Source organism: Roseivivax sp., from assembly GCF_054552075.1.
The window spans coordinates 1-12150 of record NZ_JBTOLZ010000009.1 but is presented as its reverse complement, the minus strand read 5'-3'; the positions used below and the strand labels follow the sequence as shown (position 1 = coordinate 12150).

At 70.2% G+C, this 12150-nt stretch carries 11 protein-coding genes and 1 tRNA gene; 10 read left to right on the top strand and 2 right to left on the bottom strand.

Translation table 11 applies throughout. The annotated features are described in order from the left end of the window. Window positions 1–760: 760 nt before the first annotated feature. Complete coding sequence (lipB, locus tag ACX938_RS08975; protein ID WP_232751942.1) at window positions 761–1414, bottom strand: lipoyl(octanoyl) transferase LipB; 654 nt, start codon at window positions 1412–1414, stop codon at window positions 761–763. Window positions 1415–1539: 125 nt separating this feature from the next. Between lipB and ACX938_RS08970 the strand changes: the two genes are divergently transcribed. From ACX938_RS08970 to ACX938_RS08960, 3 genes are all read left to right on the top strand, one after another. Further along, window positions 1540–2532, top strand: a complete 993-nt coding sequence (locus ACX938_RS08970; RefSeq protein ID WP_459430792.1) for a diacylglycerol/lipid kinase family protein — start codon at window positions 1540–1542, stop codon at window positions 2530–2532. Further along, window positions 2529–3323 (top strand): metallophosphoesterase family protein, encoded by a 795-nt coding sequence (locus ACX938_RS08965; protein ID WP_232751940.1) that lies wholly within the window; start codon window positions 2529–2531, stop codon window positions 3321–3323. Before ACX938_RS08970 ends, ACX938_RS08965 begins: the two co-directional genes overlap by 4 nt. 95 nt (window positions 3324–3418) lie before the next feature. After that, window positions 3419–3505, top strand: a tRNA-Leu gene (locus ACX938_RS08960). A gap of 124 nt (window positions 3506–3629) precedes the next feature. On the opposite strand, the gene ACX938_RS08955 is transcribed toward ACX938_RS08960, so the two are convergent. Further along, window positions 3630–3908, bottom strand: a complete 279-nt coding sequence (locus ACX938_RS08955; protein WP_459430791.1) for a hypothetical protein — start codon at window positions 3906–3908, stop codon at window positions 3630–3632. Window positions 3909–4072: 164 nt separating this feature from the next. On the opposite strand from ACX938_RS08955, the gene ACX938_RS08950 reads away from it, so the two are divergent. From ACX938_RS08950 to ptsP, 7 genes are all read left to right on the top strand, one after another. Continuing rightward, window positions 4073–5242 carry a glycosyltransferase gene (locus ACX938_RS08950; RefSeq protein ID WP_459430790.1) on the top strand — a complete coding sequence of 390 codons (1170 nt, stop codon included), beginning with the start codon at window positions 4073–4075 and terminating at the stop codon, window positions 5240–5242. Window positions 5243–5273: 31 nt separating this feature from the next. Next, window positions 5274–6482 (top strand): 3-deoxy-D-manno-octulosonic acid transferase, encoded by a 1209-nt coding sequence (locus tag ACX938_RS08945; RefSeq protein ID WP_459430789.1) that lies wholly within the window; start codon window positions 5274–5276, stop codon window positions 6480–6482. A gap of 75 nt (window positions 6483–6557) precedes the next feature. Further along, the gene (locus tag ACX938_RS08940) at window positions 6558–6998 is read left to right on the top strand and encodes a DUF1178 family protein (protein ID WP_232751936.1); all 441 of its coding nucleotides are present in this window, start codon (window positions 6558–6560) and stop codon (window positions 6996–6998) included. A 7-nt stretch (window positions 6999–7005) separates the two neighbouring features. Continuing rightward, the gene (locus ACX938_RS08935) at window positions 7006–7653 is read left to right on the top strand and encodes an SDR family oxidoreductase (protein ID WP_232751935.1); all 648 of its coding nucleotides are present in this window, start codon (window positions 7006–7008) and stop codon (window positions 7651–7653) included. Beyond that, entirely contained in the window at window positions 7653–8105 is a 453-nt protein-coding gene (locus tag ACX938_RS08930) for an SgcJ/EcaC family oxidoreductase (protein WP_459430788.1), read from the top strand. Before ACX938_RS08935 ends, ACX938_RS08930 begins: the two co-directional genes overlap by 1 nt. An 80-nt stretch (window positions 8106–8185) precedes the next feature. Then, window positions 8186–9442 (top strand): aspartate kinase, encoded by a 1257-nt coding sequence (locus ACX938_RS08925; RefSeq protein ID WP_232751933.1) that lies wholly within the window; start codon window positions 8186–8188, stop codon window positions 9440–9442. A 117-nt stretch (window positions 9443–9559) separates the two neighbouring features. Beyond that, window positions 9560–11803 (top strand): phosphoenolpyruvate--protein phosphotransferase, encoded by a 2244-nt coding sequence (ptsP, locus tag ACX938_RS08920; RefSeq protein WP_459430787.1) that lies wholly within the window; start codon window positions 9560–9562, stop codon window positions 11801–11803. Window positions 11804–12150: the final 347 nt, after the last annotated feature.

Sequence of the window (12150 nt, the reverse complement as noted above, 5' to 3'; positions counted from 1 at the left end):
GGGGATCCGGGGGAGAGGGCGGATTTTTGGTGGTGTGAGGGGGAGGGCGCTGGGTTTGCGGGCGGTTTTTTTGGGTGGGGTTGGGTTGGCTTGAGGGCAGCAAGGCGGCCCAGGCGTCGTCTCTCGCTTCTGCTGGAGAAATGAGGACGAAACCGGCGTCCCGCGCAAGCTTCCGACTTACCATTGGCGTGCCCTAGGCAAGTGCAGCCTTTTTCTGCATGTCCAACTCAAGCGAAACTTGGGAACGGAACCGCAGCCCCTGCAACCGCCCCACCTGCCACCCCTCGCAACAGAGGGCGCGCGCCGGACCGGGGGCCGGCGCTGCCGACCTCCGGGCTATGCACTTTATCCCAACAAGGTCAGGACTGGATGTGAGCTAATCACGCCACCCCAAGGAGCGCCGGCCCATCGGGCCGGTCCGGCGCGCGCCCGGCATCTTCGATGCTATTCGGGCGCAAGAAAGTGCCTTGGCCCAAGCGCGGCACCTTTGGAGCTGTTCGGGCGCAAGAGGCGCGGGGTGTCTGGCGGTGGGAGAAAGCCCAGACCGGGCTCGCTGGTGCCTTGTGTTTTCAGTGAAGTCTGGGCGGAAGAAGGACCGGCTAGGGGCAGGGACGGATTGATTGCGCGACGAGGTGCGTGCGCCGGATGGATCGGTCGGGACGATCCGGCTGGGGCAATTGTCCGAGGCTTTCAACAGCAACGCAGCGGCTCTCTCAGCAGAACCCGACCGCACCCAGCCCCCTCCAGCCAAGCCCCCCCATCACACCTCCCCGAACACCTCCTCGAAACTCTTCCGAAGCGCCACGTCCACATCCGCCATGCTCACCGGCAGCCCAAGATCCACCAGGCTCGTCACCCCGTAATCCGTGATCCCGCAGGGCACGATTCCCTCGAAATGCTCCAGCTCCGGCTCCACGTTGATCGACAGGCCGTGGAAGCTGACCCAGCGGCGCAGGCGGATGCCGATCGCGGCGATCTTGTCCTCGGCGAGCCGCCCGTCGGCCAGCCGCGGCTTCTCGGGCCGCTCGATCCAGACCCCGACCCGGCCCTCGCGGATATGGCCGGTCAGCCCGAACTCGCCCAAGGCACCGATCACCCAGGCCTCGAGCTCGGCCACGAAGCGGCGCACGTCGCGGCCCCGGCGCCCGACGTCGAGCATCACATAGGCGACCCGCTGCCCGGGCCCGTGGTAGGTATATTGCCCGCCGCGCTTGCTGGCGTGCACCGGGAAGCGCTCGGGCTCGCGCAGGTCCTCGATCCGCGCAGAGGTCCCGGCGGTGTAGAGCGGCGGGTGTTCGACCAGCCAGACCAGCTCCTCGGCTGTGCCCGCGGCGATCGCCTCGGCGCGGGCCTCCATGAAGGCCACGGCCTCCTCGTAGCCGGTTAGCCCTTCGCTGATGCGCCATTCGACCATGTCTCGCGCCCCTACCTCGTGCCAGGCCCGTCTTCCCTGCTGCCTCCCTTAGCGCCAAGCGGCGGCGGGTGGAACCCGGGCGGCCCCGGCCCGGTTGAGGCGAGGATGACAGGAAGGCCGCGCCGATGACCGGGACCCACAGCAACACCCACCGCATCGCGGTGCTTCTGAACCGGGCCTCCGGCGCCGAGGACAAGGGCGACGTCGAGGCCCGCCTCAAAAAGGCCTTCGCCCCGCATGGCGACCTCTTCGCGCTTTTCGCCTTCGACAAGGGCAGCGAACTGATCCCCGAGTGCCGCCGCGCCATGCGCGAGGGCTTCGGCACCGTGGTGGCCGCCGGCGGCGACGGCACGATCTCGGGCGTCGCGCAGGAGCTGGCGGGCTCGGACCACCACCTCGGCATCATCCCCCAGGGCACCTTCAACTTCGTCGCCCGCGGGCTCGGCATCCCCGAGGACCTCGAAGAGGCCGTGGCGCTCCTGGCGCGCGGCACCACGCGGCCCTTTCCGCTGGGCGATCTCAACGGGCATCTCTTCGTGAACAACGCCTCGCTCGGGGTCTATCCGCAGGTCCTGAAGGAGCGCGAGGGCACCTACCGCCGCTGGGGCCGCTCGCGGCTGGCGGCGCATTGGTCGGTGATCGTCACCTTCCTGACCTTCCGCCGGCCCCTGCGCATGCGGGTCTCGATCGGCGGCAAGGAGGTGCGCCGGCGCACGCCGCTGGCCTTCGTCGGTCGCTCGGCCTTCCAGCTCGAGCACTACGGGCTCGAAGGCGCCGAGGCGGTGCGGGAGGGTGCCTTCGCGCTTTATCTCGCGCCCGAGAGCACCCGCTGGCAGCTGCTCATGCGGGCGCTCCGGCTGGCCTCCAAGGGCATGGTGCTGAACCGCGACTTCGAGCTTTTCACCGGCACCGACATCGAGATTTCCACCGGCAGCAGCGCGCGCTCGGTCGCCATGGACGGCGAGCGGCGGCGGATCACCGGGCCCTTCCGCTTCACCATGCGCCCCGACGCGCTGCGCGTGGTGGCCCCCGATCCCGCCGAGGCCACCGGCGACAGCGACGGGCAGGCCAGCGACCCGGCCCCCGGGGGAGGCGGCAGCGGGAGCGCCGCGGCGTGACCCGGCTCGTGCATATCTCCGACCTGCACTTCGGGCGCGACAGGCCCGAGCTTCTGCGCCCGCTTCTCGAGGCGATCGACCGCGCCGGGCCCGACCTCGTCTGCGTCTCCGGCGATCTGACCCAGCGCGCGCGCCCCGGCCAGTTCCGCGCCGCGCGGCGCTTTCTCGACCTTCTGCCGATGCCCTGGATCGCGGTGCCCGGCAATCACGACACGCCGCTCGACAACCCGCTTCTGCGCTTCGCCCGGCCCTGGAGCCGCTGGCGGCGCTATCTCTCGCGGCAGACCGAACCGGAATGGCGCGGGGCCGACTGCGTGGTGGCAGGGCTGAACACCGCCGACCCCAAGGCCTGGCAGCGCGGGCGGCTCGCGGGGCGCGGGCTGTCGCGGATCCGCGGCGCGCTTTCCGAGGCGCGCGAGACGGGGCGCACGGGGCTGGTGATGATGCACCATCCGCCCGAGCAGCTCGAGGGCGACCGCAAGCGCCCGATGAAGGGCGCGCGGCGCGGGCTGCACCGGCTCTCGGAGATGGGCGCCGACGTGGTGCTCTGCGGGCACCTGCACGTCTGGCGCGCGCGGCCCGCGCGGCAAAGCGCGGGGCTCTTGATTCTGCAGGTCGGCACCGGGCTGTCGACGCGGGGGCGGGGCGAGCCCAATGATTTCAACGTCATGGACATCGACGCCGAAGGTCTCGCGCTCGACCGCTACGGCGCCGGCGCGCGGGAGACCGGCTTCACCCGGCTTTCGGCGCATCGATTCCGCAAGGAAAACGGCCTCTGGCAAAGCCTCTGAGCCGCGGATTTCGCCCGGGCGAAAAAATCGCGTGGGCCCCCCTTCACAAGCCGGAATCGCTCGTCTATACGCCCCGCTACCAAGTCACAGACAGTGCGGTCGTGGCGGAATTGGTAGACGCGCAGCGTTGAGGTCGCTGTGGGGTAAAACCCGTGGAAGTTCGAGTCTTCTCGACCGCACCATTTTCTCTCTGAAGAAAACTGACACCCGCGATGCGGCCCCCGGAGACGGCGGGCCGTTCTGCGTTTCGGGCAGGTGTTGCGGGGCGATGGTGCCGCCATTTGCGGGCTCTCTAGCCGCCGAGGATCAGCCCTGCGCGCGCCGCGCCGAAGGCAGCGCGGCGTCGGTATTGGCCGCGGCCTGCCGGTGCACCTCGTCGAGAAACCAGCCGATGAGCGCCTCGCGCCCGAACCGGGTCTCACAAAGGCACAGCAGCGCCTCGCGGTTCTCCAGAAAAGCCCAAAGCTCGAAGGCGGCATATTCCGTCCGGTCGGGCAGGCGGCCCATGTCGTCGAAGGCGAAATCGGACAGATCCAGGTACCAGTCACGGACCAGCGCGCGGATCTGCTCTTCCTCTTCGGTCATGGCCTGCTCCATTTCCGGTATATCGCTTTTGCAATATCGCAAGACGCCCCGAATCGCAAAGACTTCCGCCGCTTGGAACGGCGATTCGACGCAAGGCTTGCCGTGCTGTGGCGCTGTTGCTAGGCGCAGAGGATCGGCAGGGCGCAGGCCCCCAAGGAGACCCCATGCGCGCAGCGATCGGCACCAGCGACTACCATGTCCCCGGCGAGACCTTCATCAACCGCCACATCGCCCATCTCTTCGGCGGCGACACCTGCGTGATCGCCGGGCGCTGGGACGGCGCGAACCCCTATGACAAGCCGGTCTTCGAGCGCCGCGCGCGGATGGCGGCGGGGGACCTCGCGCAGATGCCCTTCTGGACCGGCTGGAACCGGCTGCGCCACAAGACCACGCGGCTGCCCTTCGGCGCGCAGAAGCGCGCGCTGGCGCAGTTCCTGCGCGACCAGAAGGTCGAGGTGATCCTGGCCGAGTTCGGCACCCAGGCTTTGGCGCTGGCGCCCCTGGCCAACGAGATGGGCCTGCCGATCTTTTCCTATTTCCGCGGCACCGATGCCTCGAAGGCGCTCAGGCCCGCGCGGATGCAGGCGGCCTACCGGCTGATGATGCCGCGGCTAGCGGGGGTGATCTCGGTCAGCCAGTTCCTGCTCGACAACCTCGCGGCCCATGGGGTGAGGCACCCGAACGCCCATGTGATCCCCTCGGGTGTCGACGTGCGGCGCTTCACGCCGGGGACGACGCGGCCGCTCTCCTGCCTGGCGGTCGGGCGCTTCGTCGAGAAGAAGGCGCCGCTCACCACGCTCCAGAGCTTCGCCGAGGCGACCCGCGATCTGCCCGAGGCGCGGCTCGATTTCGTCGGCGACGGGCCGCTCTACCAGGCCGCCCGGGACGAGGCCGCGCGGCTCGGCGTGGGCGACAAGGTCACCTTCCATGGCGCGCAACCGCATGACTTTGTCCGTCAGAAGCTCTCGGAGACCGAGTTCTTCCTGCAGCATTCCGTGACCGCCGCCGACGGCAATACCGAAGGGCTGCCGACCGCCATCCAGGAGGCCATGGCGGCGGGCTGCATCACCGTCTCGACCCGCCACGCCGGCATCCCCGAGGCGATCGACGAGGGCGAGACCGGCTTCCTGGTCGAGGAACATGACGCCGGGGGCTTCACCCGCGCCATGGCCCGCGCCTTTACCGCGCCCGACCGGGCGGAAATGGCGGCAAGGGCCCGCGCCGTGGCCGAGGCGCGCTTCGACAACGACCGGCTTCTGGCCAAGCTCGAGACGACGATCCGCGACACGCTGGCGGCGGGGCCGGGCTTCACAGCGCCCCGCACCCCGGGCTAAGCACCGGGGGAGCGACAGAAGGCGCGGCTCCATGCTGATCTACCGGATTCTCATCACGCTTTTCGCGGCGGTCGTGCTGACCCGCGCGGCGCTGCGCCAGGGGCGCGCGGCGCTGGCGGCGCGGCTCGGGCGCGGGGGCCCGCGCGACGGGACGCGGCGGATCTGGCTGCACGCGGCTTCGAACGGAGAGCTTTCCTCGGTCCGCCCGGTGATCCGGGCGCTGGGGCAGGCGCGGCCCGACCTGGGGCTGGTGGTGACCTGCAATTCCGACAGCGGCGTAGCGCTGGCGCGCGAGATGGGGCTCGAGGCGCGGCTGGCGCCGGTGGACCTGGTCAGCACCACCCGCGCCTTCCTGAAGGGCTGGGGCGTGGTGGCGCATCTGGCGCTCGAATCCGAGCTCTGGCCGAACCGCGTCCTGCTGACGCCGGGGCCGGTCCTCGTGCTGGGCGGGCGGATGAGCGCCAAGACCGCCGAGAACTGGGCGCGGCTGCCGAAGCTCGCCGCGCGGCTCCTGGGGCGCATCGCCTTTCTCTCTGCCCAGGACCGCGCCTCGCGCGACCGCTTCCTGTCGCTGGGCCTGCCCGAGGCGGCGGCGGGCCCGGTGACCGAGCTGAAGGCGCTTTACGACCCGCCCGCCGAAGGCCCGCCCGATCCCGCGCTCGAGGCGGCCTATCCGCGCGGCCGGACCTGGCTTGCCGCCTCGACCCACAAGGGCGAGGAGGAGGCCGTGATCGCGGCCCATCTCGAGGCGCGCAAATCCGAGCCGGGGCTGCGGCTGATCCTGGCGCTGCGCCACCCGCACCGGGCGGGCGAGGTGGCGGCGCTCCTGCGCGCGGCCGGGCTCGATTACGCGCTGCGCTCGCGCGGGGATGCGCCGGCCGAGGTGCTGCTGGCCGACACCCTGGGCGAGATGCCGCGCTGGTACCGGCTGGCGGGCCGGGTCTTCATCGGCGGCACGTTGACCGACCGGGGCGGGCACACGCCCTTCGAGCCCGCCTGGTTCGGCGCGGCGCTGTTGCACGGGCCCGATGTGGCCAATTTCGCCCGGCCCTTCGCGCGGCTCCTCTCCGAGGCCGCCGCCGTCGAGGTCGAGGAGGCCGAGGACCTCGCCCAGGCGCTGACCGCCCTGGCCGACCCCGAGGACCAGGCCCGCGCCGGCGAGGCCGCCCGCAGCGCCCTGCGCCCCGAGGAGGACCTCGAGCGGCTGATGGCGCGGATCACGGCGGTTTTGCCGCGGTAACGCGGCTGGGAGGGCGTCTTGATCAAAGGCCCCTCCGCAATAAATATTACAGTATAAACGCTTACGGGCAGCAGGATGATCAACTACACCCTGAAATGCGCCGAGGGACACAGCTTCGACAGCTGGTTCGCCTCGGCCAAGGCTTTCGACGCCCTGGCGGCGCAGGGCCATGTGGTTTGCGCGGTCTGCGGCTCCGAACAGGTGGAAAAGGCGCTCATGGCGCCCGCGCTCTCGAAGTCCGAGGCGCGCGGCACGCCCGAGCCGCAGCCCAAGCGCGCGCTTTCCGAGCCGCGGTCGCAGGCCGAGAAGGCGCTGGCCGCGCTCAAGGCGCATGTGGAGAAGAACCACGATTACGTCGGGCGCGACTTCGTGCGCGAGGCCCGCGCGATCCACGACGGCGAGAAGCCGCAGCGCCCGATCTGGGGCGAGGCCCGCGCCGAGGAGGCCCGCCGCCTGGTCGAGGACGGGGTGCAGGTGGCGCCGCTGCCCTTCACACCCAGCCGCAAAAGCAACTGAGGCCCATATGACGCGCATTTTGGTAACCGGTTCAAATCGTGGAATCGGATCGGCTCTCTGTGCCGAGTTCACCGACCGAGGCGCCGAGGTCCTGGCCACCGCGAGGGGATCGGGCGGGCAGATCGGCCTCGACGTGACCGACCCGGTCTCGGTCCGCGACGTCGCCGCCCGGCTCGAGGGCGAAGAGCTCGACGTCCTGGTCTGCAACGCCGGCATCTACCCCGACAAGGGCGAGGACCTGGCCGAGGGCTACCCCCGCGAGATGTGGGAGGACGCCTTCGCCACCAATGTCTTCGGTGTCTTCCAGAGCGTGCAGGCCTTCCTGCCGGCGCTGCGCCGCGCCAAGGCGGGGCGGGTGGCGATCATCTCCTCGCAGATGGGCTCGTCGGAGCGGGCGCCCGGCGGCAGCTACATCTACCGCGCCAGCAAGGCCGCGGCGGTGAACCTCGGGCGGAACCTCGCCGCCGACCTGCAGGAGGAAGGCGTGGCCGTCGGCATCTATCACCCGGGATGGGTCCGCACCGACATGGGCGGCGAGACCGCCGAGATCTCCGTCGAGGACAGCGCGCGCGGGCTCGCCGACCGCATCGACGGGCTCTCCCTCGACACCACCGGCCGGTTCGAGACCTGGGACGGCCGGCTGCATCCCTTCTGATGCTGCCCGAAGCGCCCGAGGACTTCCCCAAGGCCTTCGCCCAAGCCTGGGCCAGCCGCGAGGGCGCCAAGATCGGCGCGCTTTTTGCCGAGGACGCGGACTTCGTGAACGTCGTGGGCCTCTGGTGGCACGACCGGGAGGCCATCGCCCGGGCGCATGACTACGCGCTGAAAAGTTTCTTCGCCGAGACCACGCTGAGCGCCGGGGCGACCCGGGTGCGCGCGCTCGGCCCCGACCATGCGCTGGTGCAGTGCCGCTTCCGCCTGACCGGGCAGACCGCGCCCGACGGCAGCCCCGCGGGGCCGCGCGCCACGATCCTCAGTTTCGTGCTTGAACGCAGGGACGCAGGCTGGATCGCCCTGGCCGCCCAGAACACCGACATCGCCCCCGGCGCGGAGACCCATGTGAACCGCGACGGGCTCGGGGCTGTCGACTACCGCACATCAGGTTGAGGCGCAGGCCATCGCGCTCTCTTGCGCGGCTTATCCCCCGCGATTACACCGCCGGACGAATCGACCACCGGGAGCCCTCCATGCCCGTTCTCGTGATGAAGTTCGGCGGCACCTCCGTCGCCACCCCCGACCGCATCCGCCGCGCCGCCAAGCGCGTCGGCGTCGAGGTCGCCAAGGGCTATGACGTCATCGTCATCGTCTCGGCCATGGCCGGAGAGACCAACAAGCTCGTGGGCTACGTCAACGAGACCTCGCCCTTCTACGACGCGCGCGAATACGACGCCGTGGTCAGCTCGGGCGAGGCGGTGACCGCGGGCCTCATGGCGCTGACGCTGCAGGAGATGGACGTGCCCGCGCGCTCCTGGCAGGGCTGGCAGGTGCCGCTCAAGACCACCTCGGCGCATGGCGCGGCGCGGATCGAGGAGATCCCGACCGACAACATCACCGCCAAGTTCGGCGAGGGCATGCGCGTGGCCGTGGTCGCGGGCTTCCAGGGCGTCAGCCCCGAAGGCCGGATCACCACGCTGGGCCGGGGCGGCTCGGACACCACCGCGGTGGCCTTCGCCGCCGCCTTCGGGGCCGAGCGCTGCGACATCTACACCGACGTCGACGGGGTCTATACCACCGATCCGCGGATCTGCGAGAAGGCCCGCAAGCTCGACCGCATCGCCTTCGAGGAGATGCTGGAACTGGCCTCGCTCGGCGCCAAGGTGCTGCAGACCCGCTCGGTCGAGCTGGCGATGCGCTACAATGTGAAGCTCAGGGTGCTCTCGAGCTTCGAGGAACAGTCCGACGAGGCGGGGACCCTCGTTTGTCCGGAGGAATTGATCATGGAAAGCAAGGTCGTCTCGGGTGTCGCCTATTCCCGCGAGGAGGCGAAGGTCACGCTGGTCACCATCGCCGATGTGCCCGGAATCGCGGCCTCGATCTTCGGCACGCTGGCCGATGCCGGGGTGAACGTCGACATGATCGTGCAGAACGTCTCCGAGACCGGCTACCAGGGGCTGAAGGAAGGCGTGACCGACATGACCTTCTCCTGCCCCAACGACCAGCTCGCCCGCGCCGAGAAGGCGCTGGAAGCGGCGCGCAGCGAAGGCCGGATCACCTTCGAGCGGCTCGAGACCGAAACCGAGGTCGCCAAGGTCTCGGTGGTGGGCATCGGCATGCGCAGCCACGCCGGCGTGGCCGCCAAGATGTTCGAGACGCTGGCCCAGGAAGGCATCAACATCAAGGTCATCGGCACCTCCGAGATCAAGATCTCGGTGCTGGTCGAGCGCAAGTACATGGAGCTTGCCGTGCAGGCCCTGCACGACGCCTTCGAGCTGGCCGAGGCCTGACGCCCAAAGACAGGGCAGGGCGGGGCGACCCGCTCGCCTTACGCGGGAGTCCCCTTTTCCTTTCCGCGCCGCATGCCCTATGAGTGGTGGGCGGATTTTTCTTCATGGGTTTATGACATGCCAGATCGCGGGGTCGGAGAAAGCGAGAGCCGGAAGCTCCTGCGCCGTCTGCGCGATACCATGGCCGAAGAGGCGGCGGGCCAGGCGCGGCTCGACAAGATCACCCATCTGACCGCCGATTCCATGGGGACCGAGGTCTGCTCGATCTACCTCTTCCGCGACGAGGTCACGCTGGAGCTCTGCGCGACCGAGGGCCTGAAGGAGGCCGCGGTCCACCAGACGAGGATGAAGCTCGGCGAGGGTCTCGTGGGCCGGGTCGCCAAGGCCGGCAAGGTGGTCAACACCGCCGATGCGCCGGCCGCGCGCGGCTTCCGCTACATGCCCGAGACCGGCGAGGAGATCTATTCCTCCTTCCTCGGCGTGCCGATTCAACGGCTGGGCGAGAAGCTCGGCGTGCTCGTGGTGCAGTCCCGCACCGCGCGGGAGTTCACCTCGGACGAGGTCTACGCCCTCGAGGTGGTCGCCATGGTGCTGGCCGAGATGGCCGAGCTGGGCGCCTTCGTGGGCGAGGGCGCGGCGCTGGCCGCGCGGCACACCGAGCCGCGGCTGATGCGCGGCACCATGGGCCAGGAGGGCGCCGCCGAGGGCCACGTCTGGCTGCATGAGCCGCGCGTGGTGGTCACCAACCTCGTCGCCGACGATCCCACCAAGGAACGCGCCCGGCTCGAGGAGGCGGTGCAGTCGCTGCAGGTCTCGGTCGATGACCTCTTGGCCTCGGCGGTCGACCCCGAGCAGCGCGCGGTGCTGGAAGCCTACCGGATGTTCGCCGCCTCCAAGGGCTGGATGCGCCGCATGGAAGAGGACATCGACCGCGGCCTCTCGGCGGAATCGGCGGTGGAGAAGCAGCAGTCGCTGGCCCGCGCGCGGCTGGCGCAGGCGCCGGACCCCTACCTGCGCGAGCGGCTGCAGGACCTCGACGACCTGTCGAACCGGCTTCTGCGCATCCTGACCGGGCAGGGCAACGAGACCGGCGCCGAGATGCCCGCCGACCCGATCCTGGTGGCGCGCAACATCGGCCCCGGGGAGCTTCTGGAATACGGCCGCGCGCTCAAGGGCATCGTGCTCGAGGAAGGCTCGGTCGGCAGCCATGCCGCCATCGTCGCCCGGGCCCTGGCGATCCCGCTGGTGATCCATGCCGGCGGCGTCACCACCGAGGCGCTGAACGGCGATCACATCATGGTCGACGGCGACCAGGGGCTGGTGCACCTGCGCCCCGACGACACCGTGGTCGGCGCCTTTCGCGACAAGATGGCGATGCAGGCCAAGGCGCTGGAGCGCTACGCCTCGATTCGCGACACGCCCTGCGTGGCGGCCTGCGGCACCCGGGTGCATCTGAACATGAACGCGGGCCTCATGGCCGATCTGCCAAGTCTCGAGGGTTCGGGCGCCGAGGGCGTGGGCCTCTTCCGCACCGAGCTGCAGTTCCTGGTCCGCAACCAGATGCCCAAGCGCACCGAGCTGGCCGCGCTCTATGCCCGGGTGCTCGACGCGGCCAAGGGCAAGCGGGTGAACTTCCGCACCCTCGACATCGGCTCGGACAAGGTGCTGCCCTACATGAAGCCCAACGACGAGCCGAACCCGGCGCTGGGCTGGCGGGCGATCCGGGTCGGGCTCGACCGGCCCGGGGTGATGCGGATGCAGCTGCAGGCGCTTCTGCGCGCCGCGGACGGGCGGCCGCTGACGGTGATGTTCCCCTTCATCGCGCAGTTCGACGAGTTCCGCGCCGGCCGGGCCGAGATGGACAAGGCCATCGCCCGCGAGCGGCGCTTGGGCCATCCGATCCCCGAGCACATCGAGGTCGGCGCCATGCTCGAGACCCCGAGCCTCGCTTATGCGCCGCGCAAGTTCTTCGAGGAGGTGGATTTCCTCTCGATCGGGGGCAACGATCTCAAGCAGTTCTTCTTTGCCGCCGACCGCGAGAACGAGCGCGTGCGGCGGCGCTACGACACGCTGAACACCTCCTTCCTGACCTTCGTCGAGGGCATCGTGACGCGCTGCCGCGAGATCGGCACGCCGCTGTCCTTCTGCGGCGAGGACGCCGGCCGGCCGATCGAGGCGCTCTGCCTCGCCGCCATCGGGGTCGAGACCCTGTCGATGCGACCGGCCTCCATCGGGCCGGTGAAGCACCTGATGATGCGGGTGGACCTGAAGGCGCTGAAATCCGTGATCGACGAGGCCCGCGACGGCGGCGCGCAGAGCGTGCGCCCGGCGGTGATGGAGCACCTGCGGGAGCTGGATTAGGGCGGGGCGGGGCTGTCCTGCCCGATCCGTGTCAGTGCGCGCGCTGCCTTACACCCGAGTGGCACCGCAGGTGCCGGGTGCGCTTCGGTTCGAAGCGTCTCCCTGCGTGCAGCTCGCCTCCTTGCGCCCGAACAGCACCGAAGGTGCCGGGCGCGTTTCGGTTCGAAACGTCGCGCTGCACCCTGCGATGCCCTTCGCGCCCGAACAGCACCGAGGGTGCCGGGCGCACCTCGGTTCGGGACGCCGCGCGGCCCCCTGCGCGCCTCCTTGCGCCCGAATAGCACAGAAGGTGTCGGGCGCGCGCCGGACCGGCCCGATGGGCCGGCGCTCCTTGGGGTGGTGCGTGT

Excerpts from the sequence above, each read along its gene's own strand:
- ACX938_RS08935 (WP_232751935.1), top strand. The coding sequence starts at position 7,006 with ATGACGCGCATTTTGGTAACCGGTTCAAATCGTGGAATCGGATCGGCT.
- ACX938_RS08925 (WP_232751933.1), top strand. The coding sequence starts at position 8,186 with ATGCCCGTTCTCGTGATGAAGTTCGGCGGCACCTCCGTCGCCACCCCC.
- ptsP (WP_459430787.1), top strand. The coding sequence starts at position 9,560 with ATGCCAGATCGCGGGGTCGGAGAAAGCGAGAGCCGGAAGCTCCTGCGC.
- ACX938_RS08940 (WP_232751936.1), top strand. The coding sequence starts at position 6,558 with ATGATCAACTACACCCTGAAATGCGCCGAGGGACACAGCTTCGACAGC.
- lipB (WP_232751942.1), bottom strand. The coding sequence starts at position 1,414 with ATGGTCGAATGGCGCATCAGCGAAGGGCTAACCGGCTACGAGGAGGCC.
- ACX938_RS08955 (WP_459430791.1), bottom strand. The coding sequence starts at position 3,908 with ATGACCGAAGAGGAAGAGCAGATCCGCGCGCTGGTCCGTGACTGGTAC.
- ACX938_RS08945 (WP_459430789.1), top strand. The coding sequence starts at position 5,274 with ATGCTGATCTACCGGATTCTCATCACGCTTTTCGCGGCGGTCGTGCTG.
- ACX938_RS08930 (WP_459430788.1), top strand. The coding sequence starts at position 7,653 with ATGCTGCCCGAAGCGCCCGAGGACTTCCCCAAGGCCTTCGCCCAAGCC.
- ACX938_RS08970 (WP_459430792.1), top strand. The coding sequence starts at position 1,540 with ATGACCGGGACCCACAGCAACACCCACCGCATCGCGGTGCTTCTGAAC.
- ACX938_RS08950 (WP_459430790.1), top strand. The coding sequence starts at position 4,073 with ATGCGCGCAGCGATCGGCACCAGCGACTACCATGTCCCCGGCGAGACC.